This is a genomic window from Streptomyces sp. NPDC015127 (assembly GCF_043080095.1).
Lineage (GTDB): Bacteria > Actinomycetota > Actinomycetes > Streptomycetales > Streptomycetaceae > Streptomyces.
Map to the genome: position 1 here is coordinate 58,302 of NZ_JBIBVE010000018.1, position 15,372 is coordinate 73,673.

A 15,372-nucleotide genomic window follows, 5' to 3' on the forward strand; every position below is an offset into this window, starting at 1 on the left:
GAGCCGGAGCTCAGTTGTCGCGCTTCTCCTTGATCTTGGCGGCCTTGCCGCGCAGGTCGCGCAGGTAGTACAGCTTGGCGCGACGGACGTCACCGCGGGTGATGAGCTCGATCTTCTCGAAGATCGGGCTGTGCACCGGGAAGGTGCGCTCGACGCCGACGGAGAAGGAGACCTTGCGGACCGTGAAGGTCTCGCTCACGCCCGCGCCCTGGCGGCGGATGACGACGCCCTTGAACTGCTGGATACGGGAGCGGTTGCCCTCGATGACGCGAACGTGGACGTTCACGGTGTCACCGGGACGGAAGGCCGGGACGTCGGTGCGCAGCGAAGCCGCGTTGACGCTGTCGAGCAGGTGAGCCATGGTGGTCTGCTTCCTCGCCGATGCCACAGGTCATCGACGGAATGTCGTGATGAGAAGGGGTGCCTCCGCCGGGCGGGCGTCGTTCCCCCTGTGGCAGGGGCGCCGGCCGGACGTACAGCAGCGGCTCATTCTTCCATGGCCTCGGGCCTGCGCCAAAATCGGCCGCCGGGCTCGGGGGCCCAGCCGAGCATGGACAGGATCTCCCTGTCCTTCTTGTCGAAGGCCGCGGGGTCGCAACGCTCGATCAGGTCGGGCCTGTTGAGGGCAGTGCGGCGGAACGCCTCGTCCCTGCGCCAGCGCGCGATCTTCCCGTGGTGGCCGCTGATCAGCACGTCCGGGATGGCGCGTCCGCGCCAGACCGGGGGCTTGGTGTAGACGGGCCCCTCCAGCAGGTTGGCCATGGCGCCGGGCGCGAAGGAGTCGTCCCGGTGGGACTCGGCGTTGCCGAGGACGCCGGGCAGCAGCCGGGCCACGGCCTCCGTGATGACCAGGACGGCCGCCTCACCGCCGGCCAGCACGTAGTCGCCGATGGAGACCTCGTACACGGGCATGCGGGTCGCGTACTCGTCGACGACCCGTCGGTCGATGCCCTCGTAGCGGGCGGGGGTGAAGACCAGCCAGGGCCGCTCGGAGAGCTCGACGGCGAGCTCCTGGGTGAAGGGGCGGCCGCTCGGGGTCGGGACGACCAGGGCGGGGCCGTGGGCGCCCGCCTCGTAGCCGCTCGCGAGGACGTCGTCCAGGGCGTCGCCCCACGGCTCGGTCTTCATGACCATGCCGGGGCCGCCGCCGTACGGGGTGTCGTCGACCGTGTTGTGGCGGTCGTACGTCCAGTGGCGCAGGTGGTGCACATGGACGCCGAGCTGTCCGCGGGCGCGCGCCTTGCCGACCAGGGAGACGTTCAGCGGTTCCAGGTACTCGGGGAAGATCGTGACGACGTCGAGCCGCATCAGGACTCTTCCTCGCGGCTGGACGCGATCTCGGCCTCGCTGTCGTCGATCAGGCCGGGCGGCGGGTCGATGACGGCCTTCTGCTCGGCCAGGTCGATCTCGGTGACGATCTCCTCCACGAACGGGATCATCACCTCGCTGCCGTCGGGCCGCTCGACGATGAACAGGTCCTGCGAGGGCAGGTGGCTGATCTCGGTGATCCGCCCGATCTCCGTGCCGTCCGCGAGGACCACGTCGAGGTCCATCAGCTGGTGGTCGTAGTACTCGTCGGGGTCCTCGGGAAGCTCCTCGGGGTCCACCTCGGCGATGAGCAAAGTGTTACGCAGCGCCTCTGCGGCGTTGCGGTCGCGTACGCCCTCGAAGCGCAGCAGCAGCCGGCCGCTGTGCACCCGGCCCGACTCGATCGTCAGCGGTCCCGCGGCGGCCGGGTCCGTGGCCAGCACGGCGCCGGGGCCAAGCCGCAGTTCCGGCTCGTCCGTGCGCACCTCGACGGTGACCTCGCCCTTGATGCCATGGGCGCGGCCGATCCGCGCCACTACCAGCTGCACGCTTGTCTCTCCTTCGATACGACGACGGGCCGGGGCGGGCCCGTAAGCCCTCCCCGGCCCGAGCCGGTGCTGCGTGGATCCGGGGGCGTCCCCGGATTCCCTTCACCTTCGATCAGCGGACCTGGTCCACGTCGACGAGGTCGACGCGGATGCCACGGCCACCGATGGCGCCCACGACGGTACGCAGTGCGCGCGCGGTGCGGCCGTTGCGGCCGATCACCTTACCGAGGTCGTCGGGGTGCACCCGGACCTCCAGCACGCGTCCGCGGCGCAGGTTGCGCGAGGCGACCTGCACATCGTCCGGGTTGTCGACGATGCCCTTCACGAGGTGCTCGAGAGCCTCCTCGAGCATGCTCAGGCCTCGGTCGACTCGGCGGGAGCGGCCTCGGCCTCGTCCGCCTTCTTGTCGGCCTTCTTCGCCTTCGGGGTGATGGCCTCACCCTTGGCGTCGTCGCCCTCCAGAGCCTTGGCGAAGGCGTCGAAGGAGGCGCGCTTGTCCTCCTTGGTCGCCGGGGCCAGCAGCGGCTTCTCCGGGGCCGGCAGGCCCTTGGCCTTCTGCCAGTCGCCGGTGAGCTTCAGGATGGCGAGGACCGGCTCGGTCGGCTGGGCACCGACGGACAGCCAGTACTGCGCACGCTCCGAGTCGACCTCGATGCGCGACGGGTTGTACGTCGGGTGGTAGAGACCGATCTCCTCGATGGCCCGGCCGTCACGGCGGGTACGGGAGTCGGCGACGACGATGCGGTAGTGGGGCTGGCGAATCTTGCCGAGACGCTTCAGCTTGATCTTGACTGCCACGGGAGTGGTGTCTCCTGGTCTTGACGTGGTTGGGCACAACGAGATGCCACGTGGGGTTGCGGTACTCGGGGTGCCCGATGGACGCGTCAGCCGGAGGCGAGAGGGTTCCTGTGCGGCTGTCGAGTACAGCTAGCCATTGTGCCATACGCCCGGCCCGGGATCTCCCCCGCCCGCCACCCCGACGACCTGCGCCCGCCGCCTCGCCGAAGGGCGCGGGCCCGTGCGCGCCGTGAAGTCGTCGCCGCAAGGGGCGGTCGGCCCACAGGCGCCGTGCACGCGGCGCTCGGCAGCGGCGGTCGGCACGCGGGTGCGGGCGGCCGGCCCCCGGGTGCCGCGCCCTCGGCGCCGGGACGGGCGCTCAGCCCGCGGGTGCGGGCGGTCGGCCAACGGCTGCGGACGGTCGGCCCACCGGGCGCCGTACCCGCGGTCCCGGAACGGCGATCGGCGTACGGTGCCGTGCCCGCGGCGCTCGGTACGGGCACTCAGCCGCGGGTGCCGTGCACTCGGCGCCCGGAATGGGCGGTCACCGCACAGGCGCGTGCCCGCCGCGCTCGGGACGCGCGGTCAGCTCGCCGCGCCGACCGTTTCCGGGATGCGGAACGGTTTTCCGCATCCGCCGCAGACGATGGGCGCCTGGGCCAGGACCGAGGGCACCACTCTCACATTGCGGCCGCAGTCGCAGACGGCCTTCACCCGCACGCCTCCGCCCGACGAGCCGTGCCGGGCGGCAGGGCCGCGGAAGGTGCGCTTGGTGTCGGAGGCCGTCGCTGCCGTGTGCGCCTTGAGGGCGCGCTGCAGCCGCTCGATCGTCGGGCGATACCGCCGCTTGGCCTCGGGGTTGAGCACGACCAGGGAGAAACCGCTGCTCGGGTGCGGCTCCTCCACGTGGTCCAGGCCCATCTCCTCGGCGATCGCGAGGAACCGGCGGTTGTGGTAGCGGCCGGCGCGGGAGGTGTCGCGGACGCCTCGCGCGGCGGCGATGCCGTGGACTGCCTCGTGGAGCAGTCGCTCGAAGGAGAGCTCGGCGCCACAGGCGGACGACGACTCTCCGATCAGGGACTCGGGCGCGGCAAGATCCGGCAGTTCGGGGTGGTGCCGCTGAATGTCGGCCCACGCCTGTGCCAGCTCTGCGGCGAGAACAGGTGGTGTCGTGCTCACGTCGTGATAACGAGCCGGGAGCCCGCCGGGTTCCATTCCGGGGCATCCCAAATAATTTGCACGTACCCGTCAGTTGCCGTTGATGCATGCGGACGAGGGCGGGTGCGCTGATCTGCGGAGAAGCCTCGCAAGGTGGTACGTAGCGCGCGTCCGGCGCAATGCCACCGATGGCGTGCGCCCCGGCGCGTGGCGGGCCTCGTCGCGCCGGGGGTGCGCTGCCACCAGGGCGGAACCAGGGCGGCGGCGCCGTCAGTAGGCGCGGGCCACGATCGCGACCGTACCCGGTGCGTCGTCGGACTCGGGCACCGACCCGTCCTCCGCGACCAGGCAGCGTACCGACACGCCCTCCTCCGCCAGTGCGGCTTCGCCCTCGTCCCCCAGGGTTGCCCACGGGATACGGGCCCAGCCGCCGGCCGCGGCGGCCTCGGCGGCCTCCTCGACGGTCGCCACGTCGCTGGTGCGGTCCTCGCGCCGCCGGCGGGACTGTTCCAGCAGGAGCGCCTGGTCGTCGTCGAGGGCCTTCGGCAGCAGCGCGGGGAGCGACGCGAGGCTCACCGGTTCCTTCCCGCCGGGGATGCGGCGCGCCAGCATCGCGGTGCCCGCCTCCAGGTCCCGCGGGCCGATCTCGATCCGTACGGGCACGCCCTTGAGCTCCCAGTCCACCGCGCGGCGGCCGAAGGGAGTGTCCACGCGGTCGTCGACGTGCACCCGCAGGCCCGCCGCCCTGAGCGTCTCGCCCATCTCGCGGACCTTCGCGACCGCCTCGTCGCCCTTGATCGCCATGACGACGACCTGGACCGCCGCGAGCCGGGGCGGGACGCGCAGCCCGTTGTCGTCGCCGTGCGACATGATCAGCCCGCCGACCATCCGGGTGGAGGTGCCCCAGGAGGTCTGCCAGACGAGCTCCTGGTGCCCGTCCCTGGAGAGGTAGGTGGTCTGGAAGGCCTTGGCGAAATTGGTGCCGAGCTCATGGCTCGTGCCCATCTGCAGGGCCTTGCCGTCGCCCATCATCCCTTCCAGGGTGAGGGTGTTGATGGCTCCGGCGAACCGCTCCCGGGGCGTCTTGCGGCCGAGCACGACGTCGATGCCGAGGACATCGACCATGAAGTCCGCGTAGACGTCCCGGTGGATGTACGCGGCGTAGTCGCGGGCGTCCTCGTAGGTGGCGTGCGCGGTGTGGCCCTCCTGCCAGAGGAACTCCGTGGTGCGCAGGAACACCCGCGGGCGCATCTCCCAACGGACCACATTGGCCCACTGATTGATCAGCAGCGGCAGATCCCGGTAGCTCTGCACCCACTTCGAGAAGTAGTCGTTGATGATCGTCTCGGACGTGGGCCGCACCACGACGGGCTCTTCGAGGTCCTTGCCGCCGCCGTGGGTGACCACCGCGAGCTCGGGTGCGAAGCCCTCGACGTGCTCAGCCTCGCGAGTCAGGTAAGACTGGGGGATGAAGAGCGGGAAGTAGGCGTTCTGAGCGCCCGCGGCCTTGATGCGGGCGTCCATCTCCTGCTGCATCCGCTCCCACAGGCCGTAGCCGTACGGCCGGATGACCATGGTGCCGCGCACCGGGCCGTTGTCCGCCAGTTCGGCCTTGTTGATCAGGTCCTGGTACCAGCGTGGGAAGTCCTCCGCCTGAGGCGTCAGGACAGGTGTCTTGGCCATGGCGCGCATGGTACGGCGGCACGGGGCCCGATCGGGAATCGGCCAGGCGGGCCGTGGCGCACACCCCGGCGCGCAAGCAGTGCCGCACAACCCCTGGACGTGGGGACGCGCGCGCAGTTCCCTGGCATACGGGGGCGCGGCGAAAGCACACGGGGGCTGTCCTTCAGGGCACAACCGACTCTCTCGGCGGAATGGGGCGTACAGATGACATCCACGCTCGTCCAGCACCGACCCCACGCGGCGTCGGCCTCCTCTGCTCAGGCGTGCGAACGGGCCCGGGACTGGGCCGAGATCCAGGAACGGATGCTGGTGCCGCTGTACGAAGCCGTGTACGAGCGCCTGGAGGTCGGAGCGGGCTCCCGGCTGCTGGGGCTCGGCTGCGGCTCCGGTCTCGCGCTGCTGATCGCCGCCGCGCGCGGCGCCGCGGTGAGCGGGACGGACACGAACCGCGAGCGGCTGGCCCTCGCGAGCGAGCGGCTGACCGCCGACGGCTCCGCCGCACAGTCCGCGCGCCTGTTCGAGGGCGGGGCCCGGGCCGCGGCGGATCCGGCCCTCCCCCTGTACAACCTGATCACGGTCTTCCAGCCGATCGGCTGCCGGGCCGGCGACGCGGACGGGCTCGGCGCGGCCCTGCGGGGCGCCGTCCCGCTCGCGGAGCGCGGGAGTGCCGTGGTGCTCACTGGCTGGGGCCCGCCGGAGCGGTGCGCCAGCTCGGCAGTGCTCCGCGTCGCAGAGGGGCATTCCGGCCGGACGCGCCCGGATGGGGGCACTCCCCCCACCCACGGCCGCCAGGCCGTAGGGGGAGTGCGCTGGCGGCCGGCGCTGCGCGACGACCTGGAGGACGTCGCCGCGCGCGCCGGGCTGCGGCCGGACGGTTCGGGGCGGGTGGCGTGCCCCTTCGGCTACGCGGACGTGGACAGTGCCGTGCGCGGGCTGCTGTCGACGGGTTTGTACGACGCGGCGGTGGCGGAGAGCGACCAGGGCCAGGTCGAGAAGGAGATCACCGAGGCGCTGCACCCGCATGTGCGGCCCGACGGGACGGTCTGGATGCCGAACGTCTTCCGCTACCTGATCACCCGCACACCCTGACCCCGGGTACGCGAAGGGGCCCGCGACCGGATCGGTCGCGGGCCCCTCTCACGTCCTGGACCGTGTGCGTCAGCCCATGAACTTCTTGAACTCGTCCGGCAGTTCGAAGTCCTGGCCGGGCTGCCCGGCCGGCAGGCCGAACGCGCCGCCCTCCTGGGCGGCCTGCTCGCGCCGTGCCGCGGCCGCGGCCTCCTCGGCCTTGCGCTTCATCGGGTTGCCGCTCTTGCGCTTGCCCTTGGCCTGCTTCTGCTGCTTCTTCTGCCGGCCCGGCCCGCCGCCCATGCCCGGGATGCCGGGCATGCCGGGCATCCCGCCGCCCTGGGCCATGCGCGACATCATCTTGCGGGCCTCGAAGAACCGCTCGACGAGCGACTTGACCGCGCTGACCTCGACGCCGGAGCCCTTGGCGATACGGGCGCGGCGCGAACCGTTGATGATCGTGGGGTCGTGGCGCTCACCCGGGGTCATCGACTTGATGATCGCGGCCGTGCGGTCCACGTCGCGCTCGTCGATGTTGTTGATCTGCTCCTTCATCTGCGCCATGCCGGGCAGCATGCCGAGGAGCTTGGAGATGGAGCCCATCTTGCGGACCTGCTCCATCTGGGCGAGGAAGTCGTCGAGCGTGAACTCCTGGCCCTTCTTGGACGCCAGCTTGGAGGCCATCTTGGCGGCCTCTTCCTGGCTGAAGGTCTGCTCGGCCTTCTCGATGAGCGAGAGCATGTCGCCCATGCCGAGGATGCGGGACGCCATGCGGTCCGGGTGGAACGCGTCGAAGTCGTCCAGCTTCTCGCCGTTGGAGGCGAACATGATCTGCTTGCCGGTGACGTGCGCGATGGAGAGCGCGGCACCGCCTCGGGCGTCGCCGTCGAGCTTGGACAGCACCACGCCGTCGAAGCCGACGCCGTCGCGGAACGCCTCGGCGGTGTTGACGGCGTCCTGACCGATCATCGCGTCGACGACGAAGAGGATCTCGTCGGGCGAGACCGCGTCGCGGATGTCCGCGGCCTGCTGCATCATCTCGGCGTCGATGCCGAGGCGGCCGGCGGTGTCGACGATGACGATGTCGTACTGCTTGCCGCGCGCGTGCTCGATCGAGTCCTTGGCGACCTGGACCGGGTCGCCGACGCCGTTGCCCGGCTGCGGGCCGTAGAACGCCACGCCGGCGCGCTCGGCGACGACGCCCAGCTGCGTGACGGCGTTGGGGCGCTGGAGGTCACAGGCCACGAGGAGCGGGGAGTGGCCCTGCCCCTTGAGCCAGAGACCGAGCTTTCCGGCGAGAGTGGTCTTACCGGCACCCTGCAGACCGGCGAGCATGATCACGGTCGGCGAGGTCTTGGCGAACCGCAGACGGCGGGTCTCGCCGCCGAGGATGCCGATGAGCTCCTCGTTGACGATCTTGATGACCTGCTGGGCGGGATTCAGCGCCTGGGAGACCTCGGAACCGGTCGCACGCTCCTTGACCTGCTTGATGAAGGAGCGGACCACGGGGAGCGCGACGTCCGCCTCGAGCAGCGCGATACGGATCTCACGTGCCGTGGCGTCGATGTCGGCCTCGCTGAGGCGGCCCTTGCCCCGGAGGTTCTTGAATGTCGCTGCAAGGCGGTCGGAGAGGGTATCGAACACGGCGGTCGCGGGTCCTCAAGGTCGGAAGCGGGCGGACGGTCGCCCCCCAGGGTATCCGGCCGCGCGGGTACGCAGCAGACACGGGCACCGCCCGGCCGGAGGCCCTCTAGACGCGCAGCGCGCTCTCCAGGGCCTGCGCCACCTCGGCGGCCTCGGCCGGGGACAGCGGGGAGCCCTTCGGATCGGTGACGTAGAACGCGTCCACCGCGTTCGCGCCCAGCGTCGAGACGTGCGCGCTGCGCACCCGGACCGCCGCGCCCTCCAGCGCCCGGCCGATGCGGTGCAGCAGGCCCGGGGCGTCCTGGGCGCGGACCTCGATGACCGTCGCGCGGTGCGAACCGGCCGGCGCGAGGGTGACCCGCGGCGGCGGCGCCGTGAGCCCGCGCCGCCGGGGATAGGCGGCCTCGCGCTCGGCGAGGCGGCTGCGGATGTCCAGGGAGCCGTCCAGGGCGCGGACGAGGTCGGCACGCAGTCGGGTGGCCTGCGGCAGCGATCCGTACTCGGCCGCCACGCGCCAGGCGAGGACGAGGACCGAGCCGCCGCCCATTTCGGCCGGCAGCTCCATGGCACTCAGGTCGGCCGCGCGGACGGTGAGGCGGTGGAGGGCGAGGACGCCGGCGACGGCGGGCAGGACACCGGGCTGGTCGGGCAGCGCGATCAGCAGTTCGACGCCGACCGGTTCCGTCTCGCCCTCCTCGTGCGGCGTGGTGGCCTGGGTGTGCAGGGCGAGGACGGGCTCCTTGGTGCGCAGCGCCTCGACGGCGAGGCGTTCCTGTTCGGCGCTGGGTGCGGGCTCCTCCGGTTCGGCCGGGGCGTCGCCCGCGAGGACGGCGGCGACGCGCCGCACGAGGTCCGCGACGAGCGAGCCGCGCCAGGACGACCAGGCCGCCGGCCCGGTCGCGAGGGCGTCGGCCTCGGTGAGGGCGTGCAGCAGCTCCAGCGTGCCGGCCGAGCCGACGGCGGCGGCGGCGACGGACGCGACGGTGGCCGGATCGTCCAGGTCGCGCCGGGTCGCGGTCTCGACGAGCAGCAGGTGGTGGCGTACGAGGGTGGCGACGACCTCGACGTCCGCGCGGTCGAAGCCGATCCTGGCGGCGACGTCGCGCGCGATGGTCTCGCCCGCCACGGAGTGGTCGCCGGGCCAGCCCTTGCCGATGTCGTGGAGCAGGGCGGCGACCAGGAGCAGGTCGGGGCGGCCGACGCGGCGGGTCAGCGCGGATGCCTTGACCGCCGTCTCGACGAGGTGGCGGTCGACGGTCCAGGTGTGCACGGCGTTGCGCTGCGGCCGGCAGCGCACCCGCTCCCAGTCGGGCACGAGCCTGGTGATCAGCCCCTCGGCCTCCAGCGCCTCCCAGACGGGGACGGTCGGCTCCCCCGCGCCGAGCAGGGTGACGAGTTCCTCGCGGGCCTCGGCGGGCCAGGGCACGGGCAGCGGGTGCGTGCTCGCCGCCTGCGCCAGGCGGCGCACGGCGTACCGGGAGATCGGCAGGCCGGACTGGGCCGCCGCGGCGGCGGCGCGCAGCACCAGGACCGGGTCGCGGTCGGGCCGCGCGGTGCGGGCGAGGACGACCTCGCCGTCCTGCACGACGACGCCCTCGGCGAGAGGGGTGCGCTCGGGCTGGACGCTGCGCCCGCCGCTCAGCATGGCGCGCAGCCGTGGCCGTACGGCACGGGCCCTGAGCACGCGGCCGACCTCGCGCCAGGTGACGTCGCCGGCGTACGAGATGGTCCGCGCGGCCTCGTACACCCGGCGCAGCAGCGCGTCGGCGTCGAGGAGGCCCAGCTCGGCGGCGACCTGGTCCTGTTCCTGGAGGGCGAGGCGGTCGGTGGCGCGTCCGGTGGTGCGGTGGAGTGCGTCGCGGACGTCGAGCAGGGTGCGGCGGGCCTCGGCGAGGCCCTCGCGCGGTGCGTCGGCGAGCCAGGAGGCGGCGACGGCGCGCAGGGCGGTGACATCGCGCAGCCCGCCGCGGGCCTCTTTCAGGTCGGGTTCGAGGAGGTACTGGAGCTCGCCCTGGCGGGCGGCCCGTTCGCGGCACAGCTCGTCGAGCTCGGGCAGGCGCTTGGGGGCCTGGTTGCGCCAGTCGGCGAGTACGGCGGTGCGCAGGGAGGCCACGAGCCCCAGATCGCCGGCGACGGCGCGTGCGTCGAGGAGGCCGAGCTGCACCTTGAGGTCCTCGCCCGCGGTCCTGCGGGCCTCGGCCGGGGTGCGTACGGAGTGGTCGAGGGCGAGGCCGAGGTCCCAGACCGGGTACCAGATCCGGTCCGCGACCGCGGCGACGGCCGCGGGGTCCGCGCTGCCGTCGTGCAGGAGCAGCAGGTCGAGGTCGCTGCGGGGTGAGAGCTCGCCGCGGCCGTAGCCGCCGACGGCGACGAGCGCCGCGCCCCGCACCCCCGTCTCCAGGACCGCGGTGGTGAAGAGTGCGGCCAGCCAGTCGTCGGTCAGCCCGGCGAGCGCCGCACGACGCGGCGGCCCGGACTGCGCCTTCTCCCCGAGAAGGCGCAGCCGGGCCGCCGCGTAGCCGCTGGGTCCGGAGTCTTCCGATTCACCGATCACGTCGAGGCTCACCCAGCAGCTCCTGTTCGTCGTGGGGTCAGAGGGCGTCGGGGCCGCGCTCGCCGGTGCGGACCCTGACCGCGGTGTCGACCGGGACGCTCCAGACCTTTCCGTCCCCGATCTTGCCGGTACGGGCGGCCTTGACGATCACGTCCACGAGCTGTTCGGCGTCGTCGTCCTCGACCAGCACCTCGATGCGGATCTTGGGGACGAGGTCGACGGTGTACTCGGCACCCCGGTAGACCTCGGTGTGGCCGCGCTGCCGGCCGTAGCCGCTGGCCTCGGTGACCGTGAGCCCCTGGACGCCGAAGGCCTGGAGGGCCTCCTTGATCTCGTCCAGCCGGTGCGGCTTCACGACTGCGGTGATGAGCTTCATGCGTCCACCTTCTTGTTCTCGGCTCCGGCTGCGGCGGTGCCGGCGGGTACGGGCGCGGCCTTGCGGGAGCCGGTACCGCCGCCCGCGCCGCTGAAGTCGTACGCGGTCTCGGCGTGCTCGACCTGGTCGATGCCCGAGACCTCGTCGTCCTCGTCGACCCTCATGCCGATCGTCTTGTCGAGGACGAAGGCGAGGACCGCGGAGACCACCAGAGAGTAGGCGAGGACCGCGAAGACACCGATGGCCTGCTTGCCCAGCTGGTCGAGGCCGCCGCCGTAGAAGAGGCCCTTGACGTCGGACTGGACGCCGCCGGTGGCGAAAAGGCCGACGAGCAGGGAGCCGATGATTCCGCCGACGAGGTGGACGCCGACGACGTCGAGGGAGTCGTCGTAACCGAACTTGAACTTCAGGCCGACGGCCATGGCGCACAGCAGACCGGCGATGGCACCGACCGCGATCGCGCCGAGCGGGGAGACGGCGCCGCCGGACGGGGTGATGGCGACCAGGCCGGCGACCGCGCCGGAGGCGGCACCGAGGGTGGTGAAGGCGCCGTGGCGGATCTTCTCGTAGATCAGCCAGGCGAGCATCGCGGCGGCGGTGGCGACCTGGGTGTTGACGAACATCACCGCGCCGACGCCGTCGTCGTTGCCGAGCCAGGAGCCCGCGTTGAAGCCGAACCAGCCGAACCACAGGAGCCCGGCGCCGAGCATCACCAGCGGCAGGCTGTGCGGGCGCATCGGGTCCTTCTTGAATCCGACACGCTTGCCGATCACCAGGATGACGCCGAGGGCGGCCGCACCGGCGTTGATGTGCACGGCCGTGCCACCGGCGAAGTCGATGACGCCCATCTCGAACAGCCAGCCGCCGGCACCCCACACCCAGTGCGCGACCGGGAAGTACACAACGGTGGCCCACAGGGTGATGAACAGCGCCCAGGCGGTGAACTTCACGCGGTCGGCGAGCGCGCCGCTGATCAGAGCGGGCGTGATGATCGCGAACATCAGCTGGAAGACGGCGAAGACGTACACCGGGATGGTGTAGCCGTCCCACAGCTCGGTGATCCCGATTCCGCTGAGGCCGACATAGTCCGAGCTCCAGCCGATGAGGGAGCCGGAGTCGGTGCCGAAGGCAAGGCTGAAGCCGTACAGCACCCAGAGGATGGTGACGATCCCGAGGCTGATGAAGCTCATCATCAGCATGTTCAGGGTGCTCTTGACCCGGACCATGCCTCCGTAGAAGAAGGCCAGACCAGGCGTCATGAGCATCACCAGGGCGGAACAGATGAGCATGAACCCTGTGTTGGCGGCAGACAGCTCGGGGGCGTCTGCGGCAAGGGTCGAGATGCCTGGGGGCATCGGCGTCTCCTCGTCGTCGTGCGGCCGCGTGCGGGCGGAGCCAGTGCGGTAAGAGCGGGCCGGTTATGCGCCATGAGGTTGGCGCAGCGCCGTTTCCGCCGATGCCGCTCCATGTTTCGCGGCCGTGACGAAGGGGTCCGGCGTGTTACGTCGCCATGAACGGACTGATCGCCCCGGGGGCCCGGGCGTACCCTCTGGGCCATCACGGGACCGGCCGCGACACTCACCCGGAAGACTTGGCACAAGGGGGGAGCCGAGTCGGACAGTCCGGGGTGGGTGCCGCGGCCGGGGTGTGCGGCCCGCGCGTCAGACCGCTTCGGCGGTCTCGGGCAGCTGGGCGGTGAGCCGGTCGGTGAAGCGGGCGACCTCGGGCACGTCCCCGAAGTCCCTCGCGGCCGTGTCAACGGTCTTGCGCAGCCGGGTGTTGACCCGCTCGGAGCGGACCTTCCTGGCGATGACGAGGGCCTGGTCGGCCAGGGCGGTGGCCTGCTCCGGTTCCTTCTTCAGCAGGTGCACGGTGGCCATGCCGATCAGGTTGAGTGCGTACGACCGCTGGTGCTCGGGGTCCCGGCTGAAGAGCTCGACGGCGCGCTGCATGACCGGCTCGGACAGGGAGGCGTAGGTCGGGCTGCGGCCCGCGACATAGGCGAGGTCGCGGTAGGAGTGGGCGTTCTCGCCGTTGAGCTCGGCCTCGGAGAAGAAGCGGATCCAGTCGGGCTCGGGCTCGTCGTCGAAGCCGACGTCGGCGAAGGTGTCCTCGGCCATCCGCACGGCCCGCTTGCACTTGCTGGGCTGGCCCATGTTGGCGTAGGCGCGGGCCTCCATCGCATACAGCATGGCCTGGGTGCGGGCGGTGGCGCAGTCGCGGCTTCCGTACTGCGCGAGGTGGACGAGCTCCAGGGCGTCGTCGGGCCTGCCGAGATGGATCATCTGGCGGCTCATCGAGGACAGGATGTACGAGCCCAGCGGCTTGTCACCGGCCTCCTTGGCGGCGTGCAGGGCGAGGACGAAGTACTTCTGCGCGGTGGGCTGGAGTCCCACGTCGTAGCTCATCCAGCCGGCGAGCTCGGCCAGCTCGGCGGCGACCTTGAAGAGCCGGCGCTCGGTGGTGGCGGGCTGGGGCTCCTGGAGCAGGTCGGTGACCTCGTGGAGCTGGCCGACGACCGCCTTGCGCCGCAGTCCGCCGCCGCACTGGGCGTCCCACTGCCGGAACATGGCGGTGGTGGACTCCAGCAGGTCCAGCTCGGGGCCGGACAGCCGGGCCGATCTGCGCAGCGGGGTGGGCGGCTCCTGCCGCGCCGCCCCGTCGCCGGGGGTGGGCACGAGCCAGCGCTGCATCGGCTCGACGAGGGCGGGGCCGGCGGCGAGGGCGAGCGAGGTGCCGAGGAAACCGCGGCGGGCGAGCATCAGGTCGCTGCGGGAGAACTCGCTCAGCAGGGTGACGGTCTGGTCGCCCGCCCAGGGCAGGTCGACGCCGGACACGGAGGGTGCCTGGTGCGCGGTGCGCAGTCCGAGGTCCTCGACGGCGACGACGCTGCCGAACCGCTCGGAGAACAGCTCGGACAGGATGCGCGGGATGGGCTCGCGGGGCTGCTCACCGTCCAGCCAGCGGCGCACGCGGGAGGTGTCCGTGCTGATGTGGTGTGCGCCCATCTGACGCGCCCTGCGGTTGACCTGGCGCGCGAGCTCGCCCTTCGACCAGCCGCTCCGCATGAACCATGAGCTCAGCTGCTCGTTCGGGCGCTTGCCGGTGCTCGTACCGTCTGCGCCGCTGCCGCTCACTGGAGTGCCCCCATCCGCCGATGCCGTCTCGCCCGAACCGCTACCAGAATGCCGTGGGTCACGGCCGCCGGTGCCCCGCTTGCACGGGGTCGTCGGCGAAGCCGCGTTGCCCCGGGCATACCCGCCGGTGCGCTGCAATTGCAGGTTCGTGCACTGAAAGTAATCCTACGATCACGCCCTCAGCGAGTGGGATTGCAGAAACGCCACCATTCGCCACCCCTCCGAGTGAACCCACTTGCGGTCAGGCGCGATTCACTTGACACAGCACGATCCAGGGGTGGCGCAGTGTCGCACGGGTAGGCGCGTGTCGCACGCCGCGCTCCCCCGGGAGGCATCGCGCGCCGCCGGAAGCCGGCCGGAGGCGACGGAGTGTCACCGGCGAGCTCCTGGTCGTAACCACCGGCGCGTTCGACCCGTTGGAGGGGGCATGGGCTTCACGATCGGCGGCACCCGGGGGATCAGTCAGATCCGGTCCGGCTCCCGACGCCGCGGACGCACGACGGAGGCCACCGCGGTGGCCGAGTACACCGGCCTGTGGGGCTGGTCCGTCATCCCGGGAGCGCGCGCGGCGGCGGGCCGGTGCTCCTGCGGCGACACGGGGTGCGCCGCGCCGGGCGCCCACCCCCTCGACTTCGCCCTGGAGGTCCCGCCCGGGGCCACGCTCGACGAGGCGGCGAAGGCGTGGTCGGAGGTGCCGGGCGCCGCGCTGATGCTGCCCGTGGGCCGCGCCTTCGACGTCCTGGACGTGGCGGCCCCGGCAGGCCACCGGGCGATGGTGCGCATGGAGCGCATGGGCCTGCGGCTCGGCCCGGTGTCCCAGACGCCCGAGGGCCGCTGCCAGTTCCTCGTCGCGCCGGGCGCGGCGGCCGGGCTGCCGCGCCTGCTGTACCGGATGGGCTGGGACGACGCGGACCTGGATCTGCGCTGCCTGGGCCCCGGCGAGCACATCACCGCCCCGCCGTCCGACCGCGGCGGCCTCGGCCCCGTGCGGTGGCTGCGCGCACCGTCCCCGGACACCGCGGTGGCACCGCCCGAGGCCCGGCTGCTGCTCGGCACGCTGGCGTACGTCTGCCACCGCAGTCCCTGAGCCCTGGCCCTGACACGCACAGGGGCCCGGCC

The 15,372-nt window shown here is 72.2% G+C and carries 14 protein-coding genes; 2 read left to right on the forward strand and 12 right to left on the reverse strand.

The window, feature by feature from the left end:
* Positions 1-10 precede the first annotated feature (10 nt).
* The 7 genes from rplS to proS form a co-directional block, all read right to left on the reverse strand.
* Complete coding sequence (gene rplS, locus ACF08N_RS30490) at positions 11-361, reverse strand: 50S ribosomal protein L19 (RefSeq protein WP_392327945.1); 351 nt, start codon at positions 359-361, stop codon at positions 11-13.
* 125 nt (positions 362-486) lie between these two features.
* Positions 487-1,308, reverse strand: a complete 822-nt coding sequence (trmD, locus tag ACF08N_RS30495; protein WP_392327946.1) for a tRNA (guanosine(37)-N1)-methyltransferase TrmD — start codon at positions 1,306-1,308, stop codon at positions 487-489.
* Positions 1,308-1,856 carry a ribosome maturation factor RimM gene (gene rimM, locus ACF08N_RS30500; protein ID WP_392327947.1) on the reverse strand — a complete coding sequence of 183 codons (549 nt, stop codon included), beginning with the start codon at positions 1,854-1,856 and terminating at the stop codon, positions 1,308-1,310. Before rimM ends, trmD begins: the two co-directional genes overlap by 1 nt.
* A 112-nt stretch (positions 1,857-1,968) precedes the next feature.
* Entirely contained in the window at positions 1,969-2,208 is a 240-nt protein-coding gene (locus ACF08N_RS30505; RefSeq protein WP_005311361.1) for an RNA-binding protein, read from the reverse strand.
* A gap of 2 nt (positions 2,209-2,210) precedes the next feature.
* A complete protein-coding gene (gene rpsP, locus ACF08N_RS30510) occupies positions 2,211-2,654 on the reverse strand; it encodes a 30S ribosomal protein S16 (protein ID WP_365993627.1) in 444 nt (147 codons plus the stop codon).
* A gap of 564 nt (positions 2,655-3,218) precedes the next feature.
* Positions 3,219-3,848: a hypothetical protein gene (locus ACF08N_RS30515; RefSeq protein WP_392327948.1), complete on the reverse strand. Its 630-nt coding sequence runs from the start codon at positions 3,846-3,848 to the stop codon at positions 3,219-3,221.
* Between the two features lie 213 nt (positions 3,849-4,061).
* Positions 4,062-5,474, reverse strand: coding sequence for a proline--tRNA ligase (proS, locus tag ACF08N_RS30520; RefSeq protein ID WP_392327949.1), 1,413 nt, complete (start codon positions 5,472-5,474; stop codon positions 4,062-4,064).
* A 204-nt stretch (positions 5,475-5,678) separates the two neighbouring features.
* Here proS and ACF08N_RS30525 point away from each other — a divergent pair, with 204 nt between their 5' ends.
* Complete coding sequence (locus ACF08N_RS30525) at positions 5,679-6,563, forward strand: SAM-dependent methyltransferase (protein ID WP_392327950.1); 885 nt, start codon at positions 5,679-5,681, stop codon at positions 6,561-6,563.
* Between the two features lie 69 nt (positions 6,564-6,632).
* On the opposite strand, the gene ffh is transcribed toward ACF08N_RS30525, so the two are convergent.
* The 5 genes from ffh to ACF08N_RS30550 all read right to left on the reverse strand — a co-directional run bounded on the left by ffh (position 6,633) and on the right by ACF08N_RS30550 (position 14,253).
* Positions 6,633-8,186 (reverse strand): signal recognition particle protein, encoded by a 1,554-nt coding sequence (ffh, locus tag ACF08N_RS30530; protein ID WP_392327951.1) that lies wholly within the window; start codon positions 8,184-8,186, stop codon positions 6,633-6,635.
* 106 nt (positions 8,187-8,292) lie between these two features.
* On the reverse strand, positions 8,293-10,752 hold the full coding sequence (locus ACF08N_RS30535) for a [protein-PII] uridylyltransferase (RefSeq protein ID WP_392327952.1): 2,460 nt from the start codon (positions 10,750-10,752) through the stop codon (positions 8,293-8,295).
* A gap of 25 nt (positions 10,753-10,777) precedes the next feature.
* A complete protein-coding gene (locus ACF08N_RS30540) occupies positions 10,778-11,116 on the reverse strand; it encodes a P-II family nitrogen regulator (RefSeq protein ID WP_005311372.1) in 339 nt (112 codons plus the stop codon).
* Entirely contained in the window at positions 11,113-12,471 is a 1,359-nt protein-coding gene (locus ACF08N_RS30545; RefSeq protein ID WP_392327953.1) for an ammonium transporter, read from the reverse strand. Before ACF08N_RS30545 ends, ACF08N_RS30540 begins: the two co-directional genes overlap by 4 nt.
* A gap of 306 nt (positions 12,472-12,777) precedes the next feature.
* Entirely contained in the window at positions 12,778-14,253 is a 1,476-nt protein-coding gene (locus ACF08N_RS30550) for a hypothetical protein (protein WP_392327954.1), read from the reverse strand.
* Between the two features lie 427 nt (positions 14,254-14,680).
* Here ACF08N_RS30550 and ACF08N_RS30555 point away from each other — a divergent pair, with 427 nt between their 5' ends.
* On the forward strand, positions 14,681-15,340 hold the full coding sequence (locus ACF08N_RS30555; protein ID WP_392327955.1) for a bifunctional DNA primase/polymerase: 660 nt from the start codon (positions 14,681-14,683) through the stop codon (positions 15,338-15,340).
* Positions 15,341-15,372: the final 32 nt, after the last annotated feature.